Raw genomic sequence first — 16,579 nt, 5'->3', positions numbered from 1 at the left:
ATTTATTTCGTTAGTATTTTTTACTATATTTGAATTGTTTTTTATTGGAAAACGATTTACTGTTTTGAAAGTAAATCACAAAAAAATGAAAAAAAATAATAAATTTACATCTTAAAGTAAAAAGGACATATTAAATTAAAAGTATAGAAATTAGTGTAGATGGAGCTGTTCTCTTTTTATAATGTTGAAAATTTATTTTTGCCCGATCCGAAACCTGTCCACAAATTAGATCCTACCCGGTCAGGATTAAGGAATTGGGATGAAAAGAGATATAAAAATAAGCTTTTTAAAATCTCGCATGTATTTCAGCTGATGAAGGAGGAGAATGATGTATTACCATTTTTAATAGGATTATCTGAAGTTTCCGGAAGGAAAGTCTTGGAAGATCTTGTGGAGATGGAACCCTTTAATTCAGAATATGGAATTGTACATTATAATTCCATGGATGAAAGAAAAGTGGATGTAGCCATGTTATATGATAAAAATAAAGTAGAGGTAATCGATTCAGAAACCATTACTTTCTTTTTTGAAATAGTAAATAAAAACACAGAAAATTACGACACAACCAGAGACGTACTTTTTTCAAAAGTCAGATATAAAGGGGAAATTATTAATGTCTTTATCGCGCATCTTCCCTCTAAACGCGAAAAAGATATCAATAAACCAAAAAGAACCTTTATATTGAATGAAGTCCGGGAACGGATTATGAAAATTGTAAATGCTGACAAAGAGCATGTTATCTTGTGTGGTGATTTTAACGAAAACCCGGATGATGAAAATTTAGTACAGATTCTCTATGACAATGACCGTGAGAAGGTTTTAATGAACCCTTTTCAACAATTGTTTTCTACAAGAAATTATTCTACTTTTCATTATAAATCTGGATTGCTGTATGATCAGATCATTATGTCAAGATCTTTACTTGATAATAAGACGCTGGCTTTTCAGGATGCCCATATTTTTAATTCTGAAAAAATCCGCAGCAGAACCAGAAATTTTGAAGGACGGCCTTTCCGAACTTATGCTGGTACGCGGTATTTAGGAGGATATAGCGATCACTTTCCGGTTTTTGTAAAATTTAAAAATTTACATTAAAAAACATAAATAATAAAAAAGTAGAAAATGAAAAATTCGAGCAACACAAGCTACCATTTAGATTCTATTGACAAAGAAATCATCTACATGTTGATGGATAATGCTAAAACTTCTTTAGCCCACATTTCAAAAAATGTCGGAATTTCCACCACTGCAGTGCATCAAAGAATCAAAAAACTCGAACATGCAGGAGTTATTGAAAATTCAATATCATTTCTTAATCCTAAGAAAATTGGATACAAAGTAATTTCCTACATTGGTGTATTTTTAGATCAGCCAAGCCATTATCCTGAGGTGGTAAAGTCTTTGCATGATATCAACGAAGTAGTGGAAGCCCACTATACGACAGGAAATTATACTATTTTTCTGAAAGTTCTTTGTAAAGACAATGATCACTTAATGCAGATCCTTAGTAAGCTCCAAAAGCTGAAGGGGGTAACCAGAACAGAAACTTTTATATCTTTGGAACAAGGTATTTACAGACAATTGAAAGTATAACAACATGAACATAGCCCAATATTTGGATTCAACTTACCTGAAAACCCCAGAACAATCAGGTATTTCCCACGAAGAAACACTTCAAAAAGATAAAGAACTTGCTCAGGAAGCAATAGATAATGGTATTTTTGCCGTGATGATTCGTCCGGATTATGTATCGGAGGTGAAGAAATATATTCAGGAAAGAAATTCAAATGTTGTAGTAGGAACTGTAATAGGTTTCCACGAAGGAACGTATTCCATTGATGAAAAGCTTGCAGAAGCTTCAAAAGCAATAGAAGACGGAGCAGATGAACTGGATTTTGTTATTAATTATACTGCTTATCTACAGGGAAATATAGAACTGGTAAGAGAAGAATTTGTAAAATGTACAACATTGTCTCTTGAGCATCATAAAATTGCAAAATGGATTATTGAAATTGCTGCATTAACTCATGAACAAATTGCCGATCTTACTAAAAAGATTTCTACCTGGGCAGAAGAGAACTTTTCTGAAAATGAGTTGCCGAAAATTTTTGTCAAGTCATCAACAGGATTTTATCAGACTGCCGAAGGAAAACCTAACGGAGCAACTTTTGAAGGAATAACAATTATGCTGAGCAATGCCGGCAAACTTCCCGTAAAAGCAGCAGGAGGAGTAAGAACTCCCGAAGATGCTGAGAAAATGATCAAAATGGGAGTTAAGAGAATTGGAACTTCTTCAGCTCTGGGATTAATTAAAAACGAATCTTCATCAGAAGGATATTAATATCAGATTCTTAATATAAAAAAACCATCAGTTTTGCTGATGGTTTTTATTTTATAGCTGTGTCTGATATTCTTCGTAGAACTGTTGGGTTTCTTTGATCAGGCTGTCCATTTCTTCCATAGTGAAAACTTCCAGGAATTTTTTTCTGAACTCCTTGAAATGAGGAATTCCTCTGAAATAGTTGCTGTAATGCTGTCTCATTTCAACCAGACCGAGTCTTTCTCCTTTCCATTCAGCACTCCATTCTGCGTGCTGGCGAACAGCCAGTAACCGGTCTGAAATGGTTGGCTCAGGTAAATGCTCTCCTGTTTTAAAGAAATGCTTGATTTCATTAAAAATCCACGGATATCCAATAGCAGCACGACCGATCATAATACCGTCACAGGCATACTTTTGCTTATATTCTAATGCTTTTTCCGCAGAATCTATATCACCATTTCCAAAAATCGGGATCTCAATATTTGGATTTTGTTTAATCCTTGAAATATGTTCCCAGTCTGCTTCACCCTTGTACATTTGAGCACGGGTTCTTGCATGTATCGTAAGGGCTTTAATTCCTGTTTCCTGCAGACGTTCTGCTACTTCATCAATATTAATGCTGGTACTGTCCCATCCTAATCGGGTTTTTACAGTAACAGGAAGATGAGTAGAGCTTACAACAGCTTTTGTAAGACGCACCATAAGGTCGATATCTTTCAAAACACCAGCTCCTGCTCCCTTGCAGACAACTTTTTTTACCGGACATCCGAAATTAATGTCTACCAGATCCGGATTTACCGTTTCAACAATTCTTGCAGACATGGCCATAGCTTCTTCGTCTCCACCAAAAATCTGTATCCCAACGGGTCTTTCATAATCGAAAATATCCAGCTTTTTACGGCTCTTGATAGCGTCACGAATCAACCCTTCGGAAGAAATAAATTCCGAATACATTAAATCTGCACCATGCATTTTACACAAACGTCTGAACGGAGGATCACTTACGTCTTCCATCGGAGCCAGCAAAAGCGGAAATTCCGGCAGTTCTATGTTGCCTATTTTTATCATGGTGCAAATTTACAAAATTCTGAACATTCATAAATATGATATTATCTATCAGCATAAATGATTGCTTTGTTTAGAATCTGAAGAGTAGAAAAAAGTATTAAAATGGTGAAAGAGTTTTGGCTACCCACTTCCAGTCTTCCATTGTTAGAAGCTTGCTTTTACCTGCATACTTCCGATATGAATGGTACGGTCGCCGGAATTTCTTCCTTCGTAATTAAGGTTCAGCTGGATGAATGAGTTGATAGCCTGCTGGATAAATACACTCCACACCTGGTTTTTTCCGGGTTTAAGCCCATCCAGCATCTGGTTTCCTACGATACTGAAATTGTTTCCTGTAAAATCGTTATTGATAAATGAGAAGTTTCCACGGATAGACGTTTTTCTTCGCTCCCACTGGATGGTTCCTGTAACATCAAAAGCCTTAAGAAGTTCTTCGCCATCCAATCTTTGTTTCTGACGGAAAGCAGAAGATAATTCAGCCTGAATAGCATCGGTGAATTTATACGTTGCTTTAGGCTTGGTTTCAAAATTATTCAGACGATAATCTCTTGTTTTAAATAACTGTGAAGAGTTTTGGATATCATGAACCGAGTTTTCCCAATCCACTCTGAATTCTTTATTGAACCAATATCCTATGTTCAGGAAATGAGAAGTCTGCTCACGTTCTTCATTACTGAAATTGGCATTGATGAGATTGTCATTGGTGATGAAACGGTAATTTCCGTTCCAGCCTGATTTATCAGTTGGATTAAACTGTACGGAAGCCAGAATATTCTGATTTTTAAGGATCTGGTCACTGTTCTTTTCAAAAGGATTCAGCACAAGTACTTTTTCCTTTTTGTAGAATGAGTTTTGAGAATTTAATGAAATATTGAAATTCCAGCGTTTTAAAAATCCATTCTCAGAATTGAAAACAATGGCCGGATTGACAAATAAGGCCAACTGTAATTTATTTTTATTGGAAGGAATATATCGTACAGAATTTGTATAGACACGGATATATTGGGCAAGATCGGAATATTCGGCAATTTCAAATTCATCCAGCTGCTGAACGCCATCCCCGTTATAATCCGTCCATTTATAAACACCTTGTCCGTCCGTTACTTTGATGTACTGGAATTCCCTCTGCGCTTCCTGCCCGTTCCCCAGCTCATAGAAAGCCTGAAGACGCATCCCGTTTCTGAAAAGCTGCTGGTTGTATAAGATGTTTCCGACAACAAAATCATTATTACGGGTTACTTCACCTTCTGCCCCTGCGTAGAAGAATTTTCGGTAGTGAATCAGGGCATTTAAACTGGTTCTTTCGGTTTTGATAATCTGACTTTCAGCCATGATCCCCAGAATATTGTTCATATTCTGAAGCCTGTTATCACGTACTGAGTCGTTATCCCTCATATATACTTTTGCCAGTAATTTGGTTCTTGTGCTGTCACCGATTTTCTTTTGTAAAAAGATTTCTTTCCAGCTGAAACTCGTGACATCCATAAGCTGGGTATCGTTGTACTTCTTCTCGTTGTGTTCCATGCTTCCACCAATGGCCCAGCTTCCTTTTTTACCGGTAAACTCTGTTGAAACTCCGCCACGGATGAATTTTGTATCCTGAAGAGTAGCATTGGTACTCAGATAAGATAAATTACCTTTAGTAAAGAATTTTCCCGTAAGCCAGCCAAAGTCAAGGTCGTTTTTAATCCCTTTGTAAGAATCCTGTTCGTCCAGATAATTGATGCGGTAATTCAACGTAGACTTATTATTCCATTTATTCAGGAAGCTGAAGATGAATCTGTTTTGGGTCTTTTTATTGAATTCCTGGGTAAGGTTGAAATCTCTGGAGAATTCTACATCATTGATACGGTCAAGGATATGAAACTGTCTGTCTATATATTGATATTCAAAGCTTGGCGTTCCTTTCCATGCATTTTTTGTAAAGCTTTTATTTCCAAAAATACGCCATGCATAGCCGATATTCTGATCAGAATCTTTTGATGAAAATAAATTGACATCATAATTACTCAAAGAGATATCTGCACCTATTTTCCCCTCGTTTAAAAGGTACTCAGAGTTCAGAGAGTACACCTGTGATTTCTGGGGAGAAGGAAGTTTTCTTACCGCTCTGTAATCTCCGCTATTAGGACCTACATATTCAAAAACACGCCCGTTGTTGGTGGTCTGTGCAATTTTATAATCTCCCTGATTAGCTCCGAAATAAGTAAAAGATACCTGATAAAGTGTTAAGCTGGAATCCGTAGAATATTCATAGAAATTTCCTGTGGGACTTAATTTGTATAAAATCTTATTGACATCATATTCGGTTGCAACTCCTGAAGGGGCATACATCAGGTCAGGATTATTTCCGGCATCAGCCAGAATCTGCTCATCTTCTTTAGAAAGGTTTAAAGAAAGAGGTGCGTTCTTATTGTCATTTTCCATGAACCAGTTGAATCCCACCTTGAATTTTTCTCTCTGATGCTCAAGCTTTCCTGTAAACAGATACCTTGAATAATTCCTGTTGGCATAGTTATAAGATATCGTGATGAAATTCTGCTGGAAAATAGGACGGAAACTGGTAAAGGTAACTTCACCGGTGTTGTAATTGATGATATAATCCTGGTTTTCACCGCGCTTCATCAGGATCCCATCAATAAAGACCTGTTCAGAACCGGAGATCAGTGTAATAAACTGTTCACCGTTCTTGCCTGTCAGACGGTATGGTCCCTGGTTTCCTTCAACCCCCTGAAAACGGATTCTGTGGAACTCACTTCGTGCAACCCCTGCAGAGATATCTAGGAATGTCTTGTTTTCCTTTCCGAATTCTGTCTGGAACTGAAGTCCCATACTTCTCCTCTGGTATTTGGCAAAATAATTTTTAGCTTCCACAAGGTCAAGATGCCCTGCTCTGAGGATGGATTTTTCCTTGATATTAAGCTGCATATAGATTTTGTCAAACTCCTCCAAAGTCTGGGTATAACCATCAGCCTGAATCGGCAGGTTATGATCTGAAATACTTGCTAAAATAGTAACATCTTTGGATAACCGCCCAGATATCTGAAGATCCATGGAACTTTGTACAGACTGCCCCTGGTTGTTACCAAAAGTAATCCCACGGATAATAGACCCTTTTGAGTTAAGCTCTCCTAAAAATCTCTTTTTATCATTTTTTGCCAGTACGGCTTCATCAATAATGATCTTATTGTGCGTTCTTATAAAATCCAGAGTGTCCTTTGCAAAGATGTCCTGCTCCAGCTTTGCCGCAAGAATACTGTCCCTTTTTATGCTGTCTTCAGGCACGTTGGGATTTTTCCATGAAAATACCTGAGCATTTCCTGAAAATATGCCTACGAAGAACAAAACGAATAGAATGACAAAATTCCGCAACTTTTAAAAATAATTCGTAAAAATAATTAAAAAATGTTAACATTAAGAGGTCAACTATTATTAACAAAAACTTAACCTCTTTATTGTCCCTGAAAAAAAATTAGAATGTAGTTTTGTTACGGAAAAAAATTATTAATAACAAAAAATTTAAATCATGAAAAAACTTTATTCTCTTTTTGCAACAGTTGCACTGAGCGCAGTGGTTTTTGCGCAAACAACTTACCTTTGGGACGGTAGTTCTGTAAATCCTATTTCCGGTACCAACGCTACTATTTCAAGTGTGGCATTTGCAGCAACTCAGGGAAATAATAATGGTACTACCAATTTAATAACTGCTTCATCTGTATCTACAGGATATGCAGGAGCAAGCGGATCCAGTAATTTTGGTGCTGCAGCTTTTAAAGAACCACTTTCAACTGCAACAAGCACCTATTTTAGTGTTACTGTTACTCCTGTTGCGGGTAACAAAGTAACGTTGAATTCTCTAAATTTCGGGTCGAGAGGGACATCTACCGGTCCTGGAAAGATTACAGTATACTCAAGCATCGATAATTATGCAACAGCGATAGGAACTGTAAACGTTAACAATAACAGTACATGGACCTTGAATAATATTACTTTTTCAGGGAGTAATTTAGTAGGTGCAGAATCAGCTCCGGTTACACTAAGAATCTATGGAAGTGACAGCCCAGGTACAGGAACTCCATCTTTGGGTACTGCCAATTGGAGAATAGATGATATTTCTTTAACGGTTACTGCATCTAACGCCACTTTAGCTGTTATCGGTTCTAAAAACATAAAGTCAGGAAACTTTGTAAAGAACTCTTTCGTTAAAAATAACGAAATCGTTTTCGGATCTGATGTAAAAGACGTAAAAGTGTTCAATATGTTCGGACAACTTGTAAAAGAAACTTCAGTAAAACAAAACGAATCTGTAAGTGTTGCTGAATTGGCAAAAGGAAACTATATCGTTACAGGTACAGTAAACAATCGACCGGTTTCTCAGAAAGTACTTAAAGACTAATCTTTTATTAATAAAATATAAACAGCCGCTTCAACGAAGTGGCTGTTTTTGTGATTGTTTGCTGATTTTTAAGTTTTTGTATCCTATATATTTTTTAATTTGGTGGTATTGTTTTTGATGTTTTATGATCAATCCATTTCTAAAATTAATACGATGAAAAAAATCTTTACTCTTGCCGGACTTACATTATTAGCTTCTTTTTCAAATGCTCAGATTGTGATCAATGAGATCTATGGCGGGAGTGCCAATTCAGGGGCTATATTGAAGAATAATTATATCGTCCTTAAAAATATCGGAACTACTTTGGTTTCTTTGACGGGAGCAAGTATTCAATATGCTCCGGCGATAGGTGCTTTTACAGAATATCATACACTTCCGGATTTGACATTAGGACCTGAAGAAACCTATTTGATTCAGGAATCAGCGATTGAAGGTGGTGTTGAAAATCTGCCAACACCGGATTTTATTGCAACAACAATCGTAAATTTTGACGGAACTCCCAATAAATCTTCCGGATTAAAAATTTCCAACGTATCAGGAAAAGTTGCATTAGCGGGAAATATAGTGCAGGTCACAGGACCTTCTGCATCCAATGTTCTGGATTTTGTAGGGTACGGATCCAATGCTGATCAGTTTAAAGGAGACGGGCCGGCTCCATCTCCCACTACAACCACGGCTATCAGAAGAAATTTAGTAGGAAGTAATGATAATATGGCAGACTTTTCTCTTGAAGGAAGTGTGAAATCAGGTTTTGTACAGAATCCATTCATAAAAGACAGTAAAGTAGTGTTCGGAACTGAGGTGAAAGATGTGAAAGTTTACGATACATTCAGACAGGTCGTTAAAAAATCACCTACTAAGCTGGCCTCAACTCTTGATATTGCAGAGCTTCCAAAAGGAACTTATATTGTGACGGGAACCATTAACAATATTCCGATCTCACAGAAAATAATAAAAGATTAGTTTTAAATAAGAAAGGACAACCGATAGCAGGTTGTCCTTATTTTTTATTTTTCAGAATCTTACTTAATACCAACCTCTTCTCGCTGCATTAATAATGGATCCGAGATTAAGAATTAAAGTGTATCTGATACGCTTCCCATAATCTTTGAATGAAGGTTCAAATCCTAAAGACGATTGTATCGGAAAATAAACTTCCAGAAAATCGGGGATGATTCTTACTTTAACCCCGGTGTCCCAGATGAATTTGGCGGGAAGATCTTTGTTTTTATAAACTCCGGCATCTGCATATACGTGGAATATTTTCCATACGCTTGAATCTACATTGGCAGACGTAATCCATTGATTCACTGTTCCCGGAAGAAAGGATTTAAAACCACCATCAGCTAATATAAACTGCTGGGAAAGAAGACCGCTGCTGGCACTTTCTCCCAAAAGCGTATAAGAGAATGAATAGTTGGAAACCCTGGAAATCCCGTAGTCGAAGAGGTTATTTCTGGTGTTGTTTCTTAAGAAATACCCGGCAAATAAACGTAAGCTCAGCTTTTGTTTGGGAGCGAATTCCCATCTGTAAAAGCCTTCAGCCGTTATTTTATTGAAATCTTCCATTCCCTGGGTGCTCAGGCTGAAGCTTTTTTCATGAATCATCTGGCTGTCACTATAGCCATACCCGATACTCCAGAGGTTATATTTACTGTAATCATTATTGGCAATCATCTTAGGACTCAGATCCCTTTCAAAATAATTATAGGAAACTCCCAGACTTCTGCCTACTGTACTTCTTGGGTTTTTTCTGAAGTTAATAGAAGAAGATATAGAGGTCTTTCTGTAGGCAAGATCATAATCATAATGAAAATAAGAACCGGAAACCCCGAATGTAAGACTTCTGATAATGCTTTCTGCAGGCAGAATAGAATAGGAGACAGCTCCCGAACCGGTAAGTTTCCCTGTTCCGGTACTATAGGTTGGAGTCACCGAATACAGGAATTTCTGGTCAAAGAAAGATTGATTTTTAAAATTGGCTCCCAGAAGAAATTTATCATATGTATTGTTGAAACGCACCCTTGGGCTGATGTAAATCTCATTGTATTCCGGGTTGGGAATATCTTTTATTAATTTAAGTTTAATTTTTTTTGCATTGGAAAATAAACCTTTCGCATACAGGAAGTTGTCTCTGTAATTGGATTCAGGGAAAATATAGCCACTGTTTAAGGTGGTTTTATAAATATTCTCTGATGCAGGAAGCGACAGGCTGGTGGTACGTTCATTTTCCTCCGTGTCTATCCAATACGCTTTCTTTTCTCCTTCTCTGGTTTCTGTTTCCAGCTTTACAGGAATAGAAATATCTGTATTTTTTACAATTTTTATTTGCAGAGAGTCATTATCTTTTCTAATGTTTTTCAATTTAAAATCAACCCTGTTCTTTTGTTTGAAAAAGTTGGAAAGGTAGGCTGTCGATGTATTGTTTTCAGAAAGAGATGACAGAAATTCTTCAGGATTAATTTTTTTTCCGGAATTCTGAGCAATATAATTTTTTACAATCCCATCGAATTGTTCATATCCCATTTTGTCTGCCGAGTAGTTGAAAAGGCTTCCTGTTTCAAAGCTGCTGATGGCCATATCATTGAAATTACTCAGAACAGGGAAATGTTCATCAATTTTCTGATCAAGGTTCTGCAGCATAATATACTGATAGGAAAGTCCGTAGCGGTCCAGAAGTTTTACTTTGGAGGCGTGGAATAACTTTAATGGTTTAAGTCCAAAGATTCTGGTCTCCGGAAGTGTCCCTAAAAGTTTCGTATCAGCGTAGAATTTTTTGAGATACTGAATTTCAAGATAAGACTTTAAACCATTTTTAAACCAGTGGTCTTTTTCTTTATCTGCAATAACGCCTTCGTCAAGAATTTTCTTGGCAATGATCCCGAAATAATCCATATCGGTTTTTTCGGTCTCAGTAAACAGGCGGAATCTGAATTTCCAGAAAGTAATATCATTATTCCCGAAAAAGTCTTCTTTGGCTCTGAATTTATCTGAGATAAAAATACTTTTCGGAAGGTACCCGATGCGTTCTTTAATGAATTTTAATTGTAAAGGAAGATAAAACTCCAGATTTTGTTTTTCATCCGGTTTCAGATTATATCCAAATTTGATTTCGATTTCCTCTCCGTCAACATTGGTTTTTATGGACTGAAATGCTGTCGGAGAAATTAAAAACTCAGGATCAGAATCGAGATAGCCCTTAAATGAGTTCATCTGAACCTGAGGAAGGTTACCTTCAACAAAACTGTTCACAGGAATATCAAAATTGACGGTCCAGAAAGTATTAAAGCTTACCTGTTCCTCAATATCATGATAATTTCTTCTGGAAATATTGTCCGGATCAAAATGATCCGGAACAATAAAGAAATATTTTAATACAGTATTCTGAGCGGATGTTCCGTATCCCGTAAAAGTTTTATCGGGAAGCTGCATCCTGTATTGCAACTGTAGAGTGACGCTTTCGCCAGGTTTCAATACATTTTTCAGAGGAATAAAAAGATTTTCATCTGAGAGGGTATTGACAGGAAGGGCTTCATTTTCAGAATTTTTAATGTTCAGTTCCAGAAGTTTTCCCAATTGGTCATTTTTTGCAAAATGCAAATCATTATTCCGGTCTTCCAGTTTTCTGTAGACTAAAGAAGTTCCCCGTTTATTGTACGCGGCAACCCAATTCAGGAGTTTTACGGTTTGAAGGTCTTTTCCGGAGTGATTGTAATAAACAATTTCCTGGCGGACCTCAAGGTTTTTTTTGTCAGGAGACAGTTTTGTTTCAATGTATATACTGTCTGTCTGTGCAGAAACCTGTACAACTCCCCATAACAAAATAAGGCAAATGCTGATCTTTTTCAAATATTCGTGATAAAGCTCAAATATAACTTATTTTGGATATACTTTATAGCATTTTAACCTTGAATTGCTTTTTTTTCCAAAGAATTAATATAAGCATTCCATCCTTCTGTTTTATAAGTGATGGCAGATGCTGCAGGATCATTGGATTGGTAGATTCCTCTTCCTACGATGATAAAATCTGTGTGCAGTGTTTTGAAAACATGTTCCGGTGTGTTGTACTGCTGTCCTTTGCCATCTCCTGAATCTGCAAGGTTTACCCCAGGAGTGAACAATAGCAGATCCTCAGGAATTTTATTCTGAGATACACCACCAATGACATTAGGATGAGATAAAGCCACTTTTAAAGCTTCCTCACGATAGCTTGCAGTTGTCAGAGCTCCTTTGGAAGACATTCCAACGATGGCTACCACTCCTACATTTTTGAAACAGTCTAATGATTCAAAACCTCCGATTACCTGAGAAGTTACAAAATCTGCCCAATCTGTAATTTTGAAAACCCCGCTTGTGAACTGAAGTTCCTGTGTATTTCCGATATCAGCAAATTTTCTGTCTTCCATCAGTAGGAACTGGTGTTTTGCAGCAATAGCTTTTAAAGGAGTAATTGTTTTTTCGTATTCAAAATCAGAAATAATATCGATATGCGTTTTTAAAGCAATAATATGCGGACCTACTTTTTCAGCAAGCTCCAACAGCTCCTGAGTTGTAGTAACATCTGCAGAGGCAATAAGGTTTGATTTTTTTGCCAAAGCTGTTTCTAGTAATTTTTTTGAAACGGAATGCTGTGTTACCTGAAGTTTCTGTTCATAAGAAGATCTTGTTTCCTCTTCAAACTGAATGTGGTTCCCCTGAAGGAAGTCCTGGATTCTTTTTACTTCTTCATCAGACAATTCACCTGTTTCCTGAAGAATATTGCATACTTCCGAAATATTGAAAAGGGTGTGTACTCTGTATCCTTTGCTTTCCAATAATTGTTTTCCTCCCTGCTCTCTGTCAAGTACCACCACAATGTCTGAAACTTTAAGATCTTCCTGTTCTATTTCAGGAATAGTTTCCAGCAAAGATTTTCCTGAAGTGATCACATCTTCTACCAAAAGACAGTTTTGTCCTTTCTGGTAAATTCCTTCAATCAGCTTCTTGGTACCGTAGCTTTTTGCTTCTTTTCTTTTAATAATTAATGGAATATAGCTTTCCAGAGACATTGCTGTAGCCATAGGAAGAGCAGCATAAGGAACTCCACAGATTAAATCAAAATTATCTAACGGAAGCATTTCCAATAAATAATTAGCAAGATTTTTTAAAATTTTAGGATCTGATGCCAAAGGTCTCAGGTCTACATAAAAAGGACTTTCAATACCGCTTTTCAGGGTAAACCTGCCGAATTTGATGATGCCTAGTTTGTAACACTCTAAGAAGAATTCTTTTTTACTTTCCATTATTTTTTATTAGATATTGCAAATTTAAGGAATTGAAATAAGGCTTAAAAATTTATCGCTCATTTGTCAATAAAAAACCGTCCCGGATTGGCTGGAATGGTATGAAATTGTACATTTTTATTGGAGGGAATGTTTTTTCTTTCTAATCTCTATTATTTAATTTACTTTTTCTTTTGTGCTTTTAATCATTTTTGATTCTATCTGTTCTGAAGAAATATCTCAATTTCCACTAGAAATTAAGTTTATATTTATATTAATGTTGCAACATCCTAATACTTTGTATTGTAATTACTCAGAACATCTAATAAGACTTGCAGGGTTATTATTTAAGTTATTAAAAGGGTTTTTAGTTTGTATGTTTTTCTTTGCAGTCTTATCATAAAAACCAAACCATGTTAAAATTATCTTAGAATCATCAATTATTTCAAAATAGCCAACTGCTTTTTTATTATCTAAATTATCCCAATTCTGCATTTCTTCAGGAAGAGAAATAATCGGAGGGAAATCGGTAAAGTAAAATTCATATTTATTATTACTCACTTTTTTTAATTGAGCATTCATTAAAAACCTGTCAGGTATTGTAAACTGTATATTGTTAATGTCTGTTTTAATACTAATGAATTTATCAGCTTTACAGTCAGTTGACCAAATGGAAGATTTAGGAATTGTTATAGAATCTTTTATTACTATTGATGGTTGATTTTCAATTTGATGAATAAGATCTGGAAAGTTTTTTATGAAAAAATTATTATCTGCAAGAGGTGGTAAAATTGATACATTTAGGCTTTCTAAAAAATCCCATTTCTTTGTTTTTAAATTATAAAGGTATAAGTCAGCAATACTTTCTTCTTTTATATTAATACTTTCTTCTGTGCAGCCCGAAGATGTATCTAAGTATTTTTTTGTTATTTGAAAACAAAAAATATTATATAATTCATACTTACCATTTAAAAGCTTAGAAACAATTTTATTTTCAGTTTCCCAATCATCATATTCATATTTATTTTCCTTAAAATATTGATCTTTCCAAAAAGAAATGAGTGTTTTATCCTTGGGAATGAAATGAACAGAGAAATAACCTTCTTTTTCACAATCTAAATAATTGTAATGAGGATGGTCAGCTGGTGTTGATTCATCAACAGACATTGAATATCTTTTGAAATATTTCTTATTAAGAAAATCAACCTGAGTGATTTCTTTATTAATGACTTTAGTCGTTATATTTTTTTCTTTTGCATCATTTCTACATGATACTAATAAACATAAAAAACTTATTATTGTTACTATATTATTTAATCGGATTACCATTTTTATCAAATTTTGTTTTCATATAATCTTCTGCTTTTACTCTGTATGATCCTAGGTTACGGAAATTATGGTATCCATCACCTTTTGTTGCTGCTTCAATATGACAATGCCAGTATTTCTTGTTAATTCCAGAGCCTTTTACTCCATTTAGAAATTCACTGCTTGAGGCATTTCCTGTCGATCCTGATTGGGCTATTTTTTGGCCATGTTTTACTTTTTCCCCTTTTTTAACATATATTTTATTAAGATGACAATATAAGATAAATACAGTTTTCCCATCTTTATCTTTAGATTTTATCATTAAAGTATTACCTAAACTTTTATATCTATATTCGTTCGTCTTAAAAGTATTTACTATAGCTGTAACTTCGCCACACATTAGAGAATGTACATCTTTATATGTTGGACCTGAAAGAATATCTATTCCTTTATGTCCTCTTGCAGAATTATATCCAAATCTATTATTATTTTTTCCTCCATTATCTGAACTTATCTCGGGATTTTCCCATACATCAGCATAATGAATACATTGTGAACAATCTTCTGGACATTCATTTTTGGATTGAGGTTCTCTATTATCATTTGATTCACAACATCCATATCCAAATTCTTTTAAAAAACCTTTTTTTAAATGTAATTCTTTACTTGGTTCAATTAATTCTTCTTTAAGGTTTTTCTCGTAAATGGCCTTTACCATATCAAAAGTATATGATGAACTTTGTTGCCCATATGGGGAGTCTGGTAAACTTGCCCAACATAAACTAGAAATAAGAGCAGCTTTTTTAATATCATTATCAATAATCATTTGGATGATATCTCCTTGTTTCCCTTTAAATCTTTTTCTCCATTCTTTTAATTTTTCTTCTTTTACTGTATCACGAATCTTCTTTTTCTTATCTTTCCACACAACAGGATTATAGAAGCTATCCGAACGGTCTTGGATATAATTGTGCTTCATAATTACTAAGCAGAATTTATCTTGAGATTCTTGATCAAAGCTAGTGATATTATATTTTTTTGAGTAGTCCAACTTTTCAGAATAATGCCAATTTTTATTTTTGTCCTGATAATATCCTGTCAAATTTTTCCATGTATCCGTCATTATTTGATATGCACCTGCAGCTGAAGATGAATATTTACCAGATGTAATTACTTCTTCAGGATGCTTGCTTAAATCTGAGAACTGTTTTCCGCTATATTGAGTAGTGTAGCCATTTTCTGTATCTGTACCTTCTTTTACTCTTAACATTCTGATAAATGCTCTTACTCTTGCTTCGCATTCACATACTTTTTCATCTTTTGATTTATTAGAAGGCTGTGCCTTATCCACCCCCACCACACTCTTCACCTTCTCCATTTCCATCAGTCCTTCCGAATTTACCCCAAATTTCTGAGATTCTGCAGAAAGATCCTTGGAGATAATTTCTATAAAATAGTTTTGTGTATAGGAATTCAGATTGCCAATAGGAATGCCTATTCCTTTTTCAGAACTAACTTTTGTAATGATAAATCCTGAGGTATCACATACATCGGCAGGAATTTTAATATTTCCGCTTCTATAAACTTCATTATTGGATGTGGAATCATATTTCCAGATAACATATTGGATATGTTTCCCTACCATATTCCTGGAGTGAACTCTTACCCTAACTTTATCTCCTACAGCTACTTTGGAAAGCTCTTTTCCTGTATCATCAATGAAAACCGCTTCTATAATATTACCTTTAGGATCAGGTTGTTTGGGACCTCCTTCTGGTCCGACAGGAAATTTTGGTGTGTGTTTCTCAGGCTGCGGCTTAGGTTTGGGTTGATTTTGAGACTGGCCCTTATAATCAGGGTTGGCTACCTCTACATTCACCTGGCTGGCTCCCTGAATTTTCCTGGAGTAAGTAGCCGTAACATAATACTCATGATTGGTGCCTTCATTTCTGTCTCCTTGCATTAGAAACTGATTGGCCATCTGACGAAGGATTTTTTCATCAGATATTAAATGAATAGATACTTCCGCAATTCCTTTTTCATTGACGCGAGCCTTGTAGCTGCGTGTGTGACGGTTGTTTTTGTTAATACTGGCATCGTGTCCTTTTCCAGAAGCGTCATCTTCCCAAAGGTGAAATTCAATTTCTTTATTAAACATCGCGATGCAGTGAGCCTGCGCAATAAGAGTATCACGGTAGCTGGCTGTATTGAAATCTTTTGCTCCTC

At 35.6% G+C, this 16,579-nt stretch carries 11 protein-coding genes; 5 read left to right on the top strand and 6 right to left on the bottom strand.

Annotated features, from left to right (window positions below):
* The first annotated feature begins 159 nt into the window (after positions 1 to 159).
* The 3 genes from FFS26_RS21920 to deoC are packed head-to-tail and all read left to right on the top strand — an operon-like array spanning position 160 to position 2,341.
* Entirely contained in the window at positions 160 to 1,095 is a 936-nt protein-coding gene (locus FFS26_RS21920; protein ID WP_137906159.1) for an endonuclease/exonuclease/phosphatase family protein, read from the top strand.
* Between the two features lie 27 nt (positions 1,096 to 1,122).
* The gene (locus tag FFS26_RS21915; RefSeq protein WP_002976659.1) at positions 1,123 to 1,593 is read left to right on the top strand and encodes an Lrp/AsnC ligand binding domain-containing protein; all 471 of its coding nucleotides are present in this window, start codon (positions 1,123 to 1,125) and stop codon (positions 1,591 to 1,593) included.
* A 4-nt stretch (positions 1,594 to 1,597) separates the two neighbouring features.
* Positions 1,598 to 2,341, top strand: coding sequence for a deoxyribose-phosphate aldolase (gene deoC, locus FFS26_RS21910; RefSeq protein WP_137906158.1), 744 nt, complete (start codon positions 1,598 to 1,600; stop codon positions 2,339 to 2,341).
* 51 nt (positions 2,342 to 2,392) lie between these two features.
* Here deoC and dusB read toward each other — a convergent pair whose 3' ends face one another.
* Together dusB and FFS26_RS21900 are read right to left on the bottom strand one after the other, a co-directional pair.
* Positions 2,393 to 3,388: a tRNA dihydrouridine synthase DusB gene (dusB, locus tag FFS26_RS21905; RefSeq protein ID WP_137906157.1), complete on the bottom strand. Its 996-nt coding sequence runs from the start codon at positions 3,386 to 3,388 to the stop codon at positions 2,393 to 2,395.
* A gap of 144 nt (positions 3,389 to 3,532) precedes the next feature.
* A complete protein-coding gene (locus FFS26_RS21900) occupies positions 3,533 to 6,760 on the bottom strand; it encodes a hypothetical protein (protein ID WP_137906156.1) in 3,228 nt (1,075 codons plus the stop codon).
* Positions 6,761 to 6,914: 154 nt separating this feature from the next.
* Between FFS26_RS21900 and FFS26_RS21895 the strand changes: the two genes are divergently transcribed.
* Together FFS26_RS21895 and FFS26_RS21890 are read left to right on the top strand one after the other, a co-directional pair.
* On the top strand, positions 6,915 to 7,784 hold the full coding sequence (locus FFS26_RS21895; RefSeq protein ID WP_137906155.1) for a T9SS type A sorting domain-containing protein: 870 nt from the start codon (positions 6,915 to 6,917) through the stop codon (positions 7,782 to 7,784).
* A 153-nt stretch (positions 7,785 to 7,937) separates the two neighbouring features.
* Entirely contained in the window at positions 7,938 to 8,747 is an 810-nt protein-coding gene (locus FFS26_RS21890) for a T9SS type A sorting domain-containing protein (RefSeq protein ID WP_110008313.1), read from the top strand.
* A gap of 63 nt (positions 8,748 to 8,810) precedes the next feature.
* On the opposite strand, the gene FFS26_RS21885 is transcribed toward FFS26_RS21890, so the two are convergent.
* The 4 genes from FFS26_RS21885 to FFS26_RS21870 all read right to left on the bottom strand — a co-directional run bounded on the left by FFS26_RS21885 (position 8,811) and on the right by FFS26_RS21870 (position 16,511).
* A complete protein-coding gene (locus FFS26_RS21885) occupies positions 8,811 to 11,633 on the bottom strand; it encodes an aminopeptidase (RefSeq protein ID WP_228449477.1) in 2,823 nt (940 codons plus the stop codon).
* Between the two features lie 53 nt (positions 11,634 to 11,686).
* A complete protein-coding gene (gene pyrF / locus FFS26_RS21880; protein WP_137906154.1) occupies positions 11,687 to 13,066 on the bottom strand; it encodes an orotidine-5'-phosphate decarboxylase in 1,380 nt (459 codons plus the stop codon).
* A gap of 288 nt (positions 13,067 to 13,354) precedes the next feature.
* Entirely contained in the window at positions 13,355 to 14,374 is a 1,020-nt protein-coding gene (locus FFS26_RS21875) for a hypothetical protein (protein ID WP_137906153.1), read from the bottom strand.
* Positions 14,355 to 16,511, bottom strand: coding sequence for a peptidoglycan DD-metalloendopeptidase family protein (locus FFS26_RS21870; RefSeq protein WP_137906152.1), 2,157 nt, complete (start codon positions 16,509 to 16,511; stop codon positions 14,355 to 14,357). Before FFS26_RS21870 ends, FFS26_RS21875 begins: the two co-directional genes overlap by 20 nt.
* Positions 16,512 to 16,579: the final 68 nt, after the last annotated feature.

This window comes from Chryseobacterium sp. 2VB (genome assembly GCF_005503635.1).
GTDB lineage: Bacteria > Bacteroidota > Bacteroidia > Flavobacteriales > Weeksellaceae > Chryseobacterium > Chryseobacterium cupriresistens.
Note: the sequence above shows the minus strand (reverse complement) of the source record. Positions and strands in the feature narration are given on the sequence as shown.

Bases quoted from the DNA above. Each gene is read 5' to 3' on its own strand.
- FFS26_RS21920 (WP_137906159.1), top strand. From the start codon at position 160: ATGGAGCTGTTCTCTTTTTATAATGTTGAAAATTTATTTTTGCCCGAT.
- FFS26_RS21915 (WP_002976659.1), top strand. From the start codon at position 1,123: ATGAAAAATTCGAGCAACACAAGCTACCATTTAGATTCTATTGACAAA.
- deoC (WP_137906158.1), top strand. From the start codon at position 1,598: ATGAACATAGCCCAATATTTGGATTCAACTTACCTGAAAACCCCAGAA.
- dusB (WP_137906157.1), bottom strand. From the start codon at position 3,388: ATGATAAAAATAGGCAACATAGAACTGCCGGAATTTCCGCTTTTGCTG.
- FFS26_RS21895 (WP_137906155.1), top strand. From the start codon at position 6,915: ATGAAAAAACTTTATTCTCTTTTTGCAACAGTTGCACTGAGCGCAGTG.
- FFS26_RS21890 (WP_110008313.1), top strand. From the start codon at position 7,938: ATGAAAAAAATCTTTACTCTTGCCGGACTTACATTATTAGCTTCTTTT.
- pyrF (WP_137906154.1), bottom strand. From the start codon at position 13,066: ATGGAAAGTAAAAAAGAATTCTTCTTAGAGTGTTACAAACTAGGCATC.
- FFS26_RS21875 (WP_137906153.1), bottom strand. From the start codon at position 14,374: ATGGTAATCCGATTAAATAATATAGTAACAATAATAAGTTTTTTATGT.
- FFS26_RS21870 (WP_137906152.1), bottom strand. From the start codon at position 16,511: ATGTTTAATAAAGAAATTGAATTTCACCTTTGGGAAGATGACGCTTCT.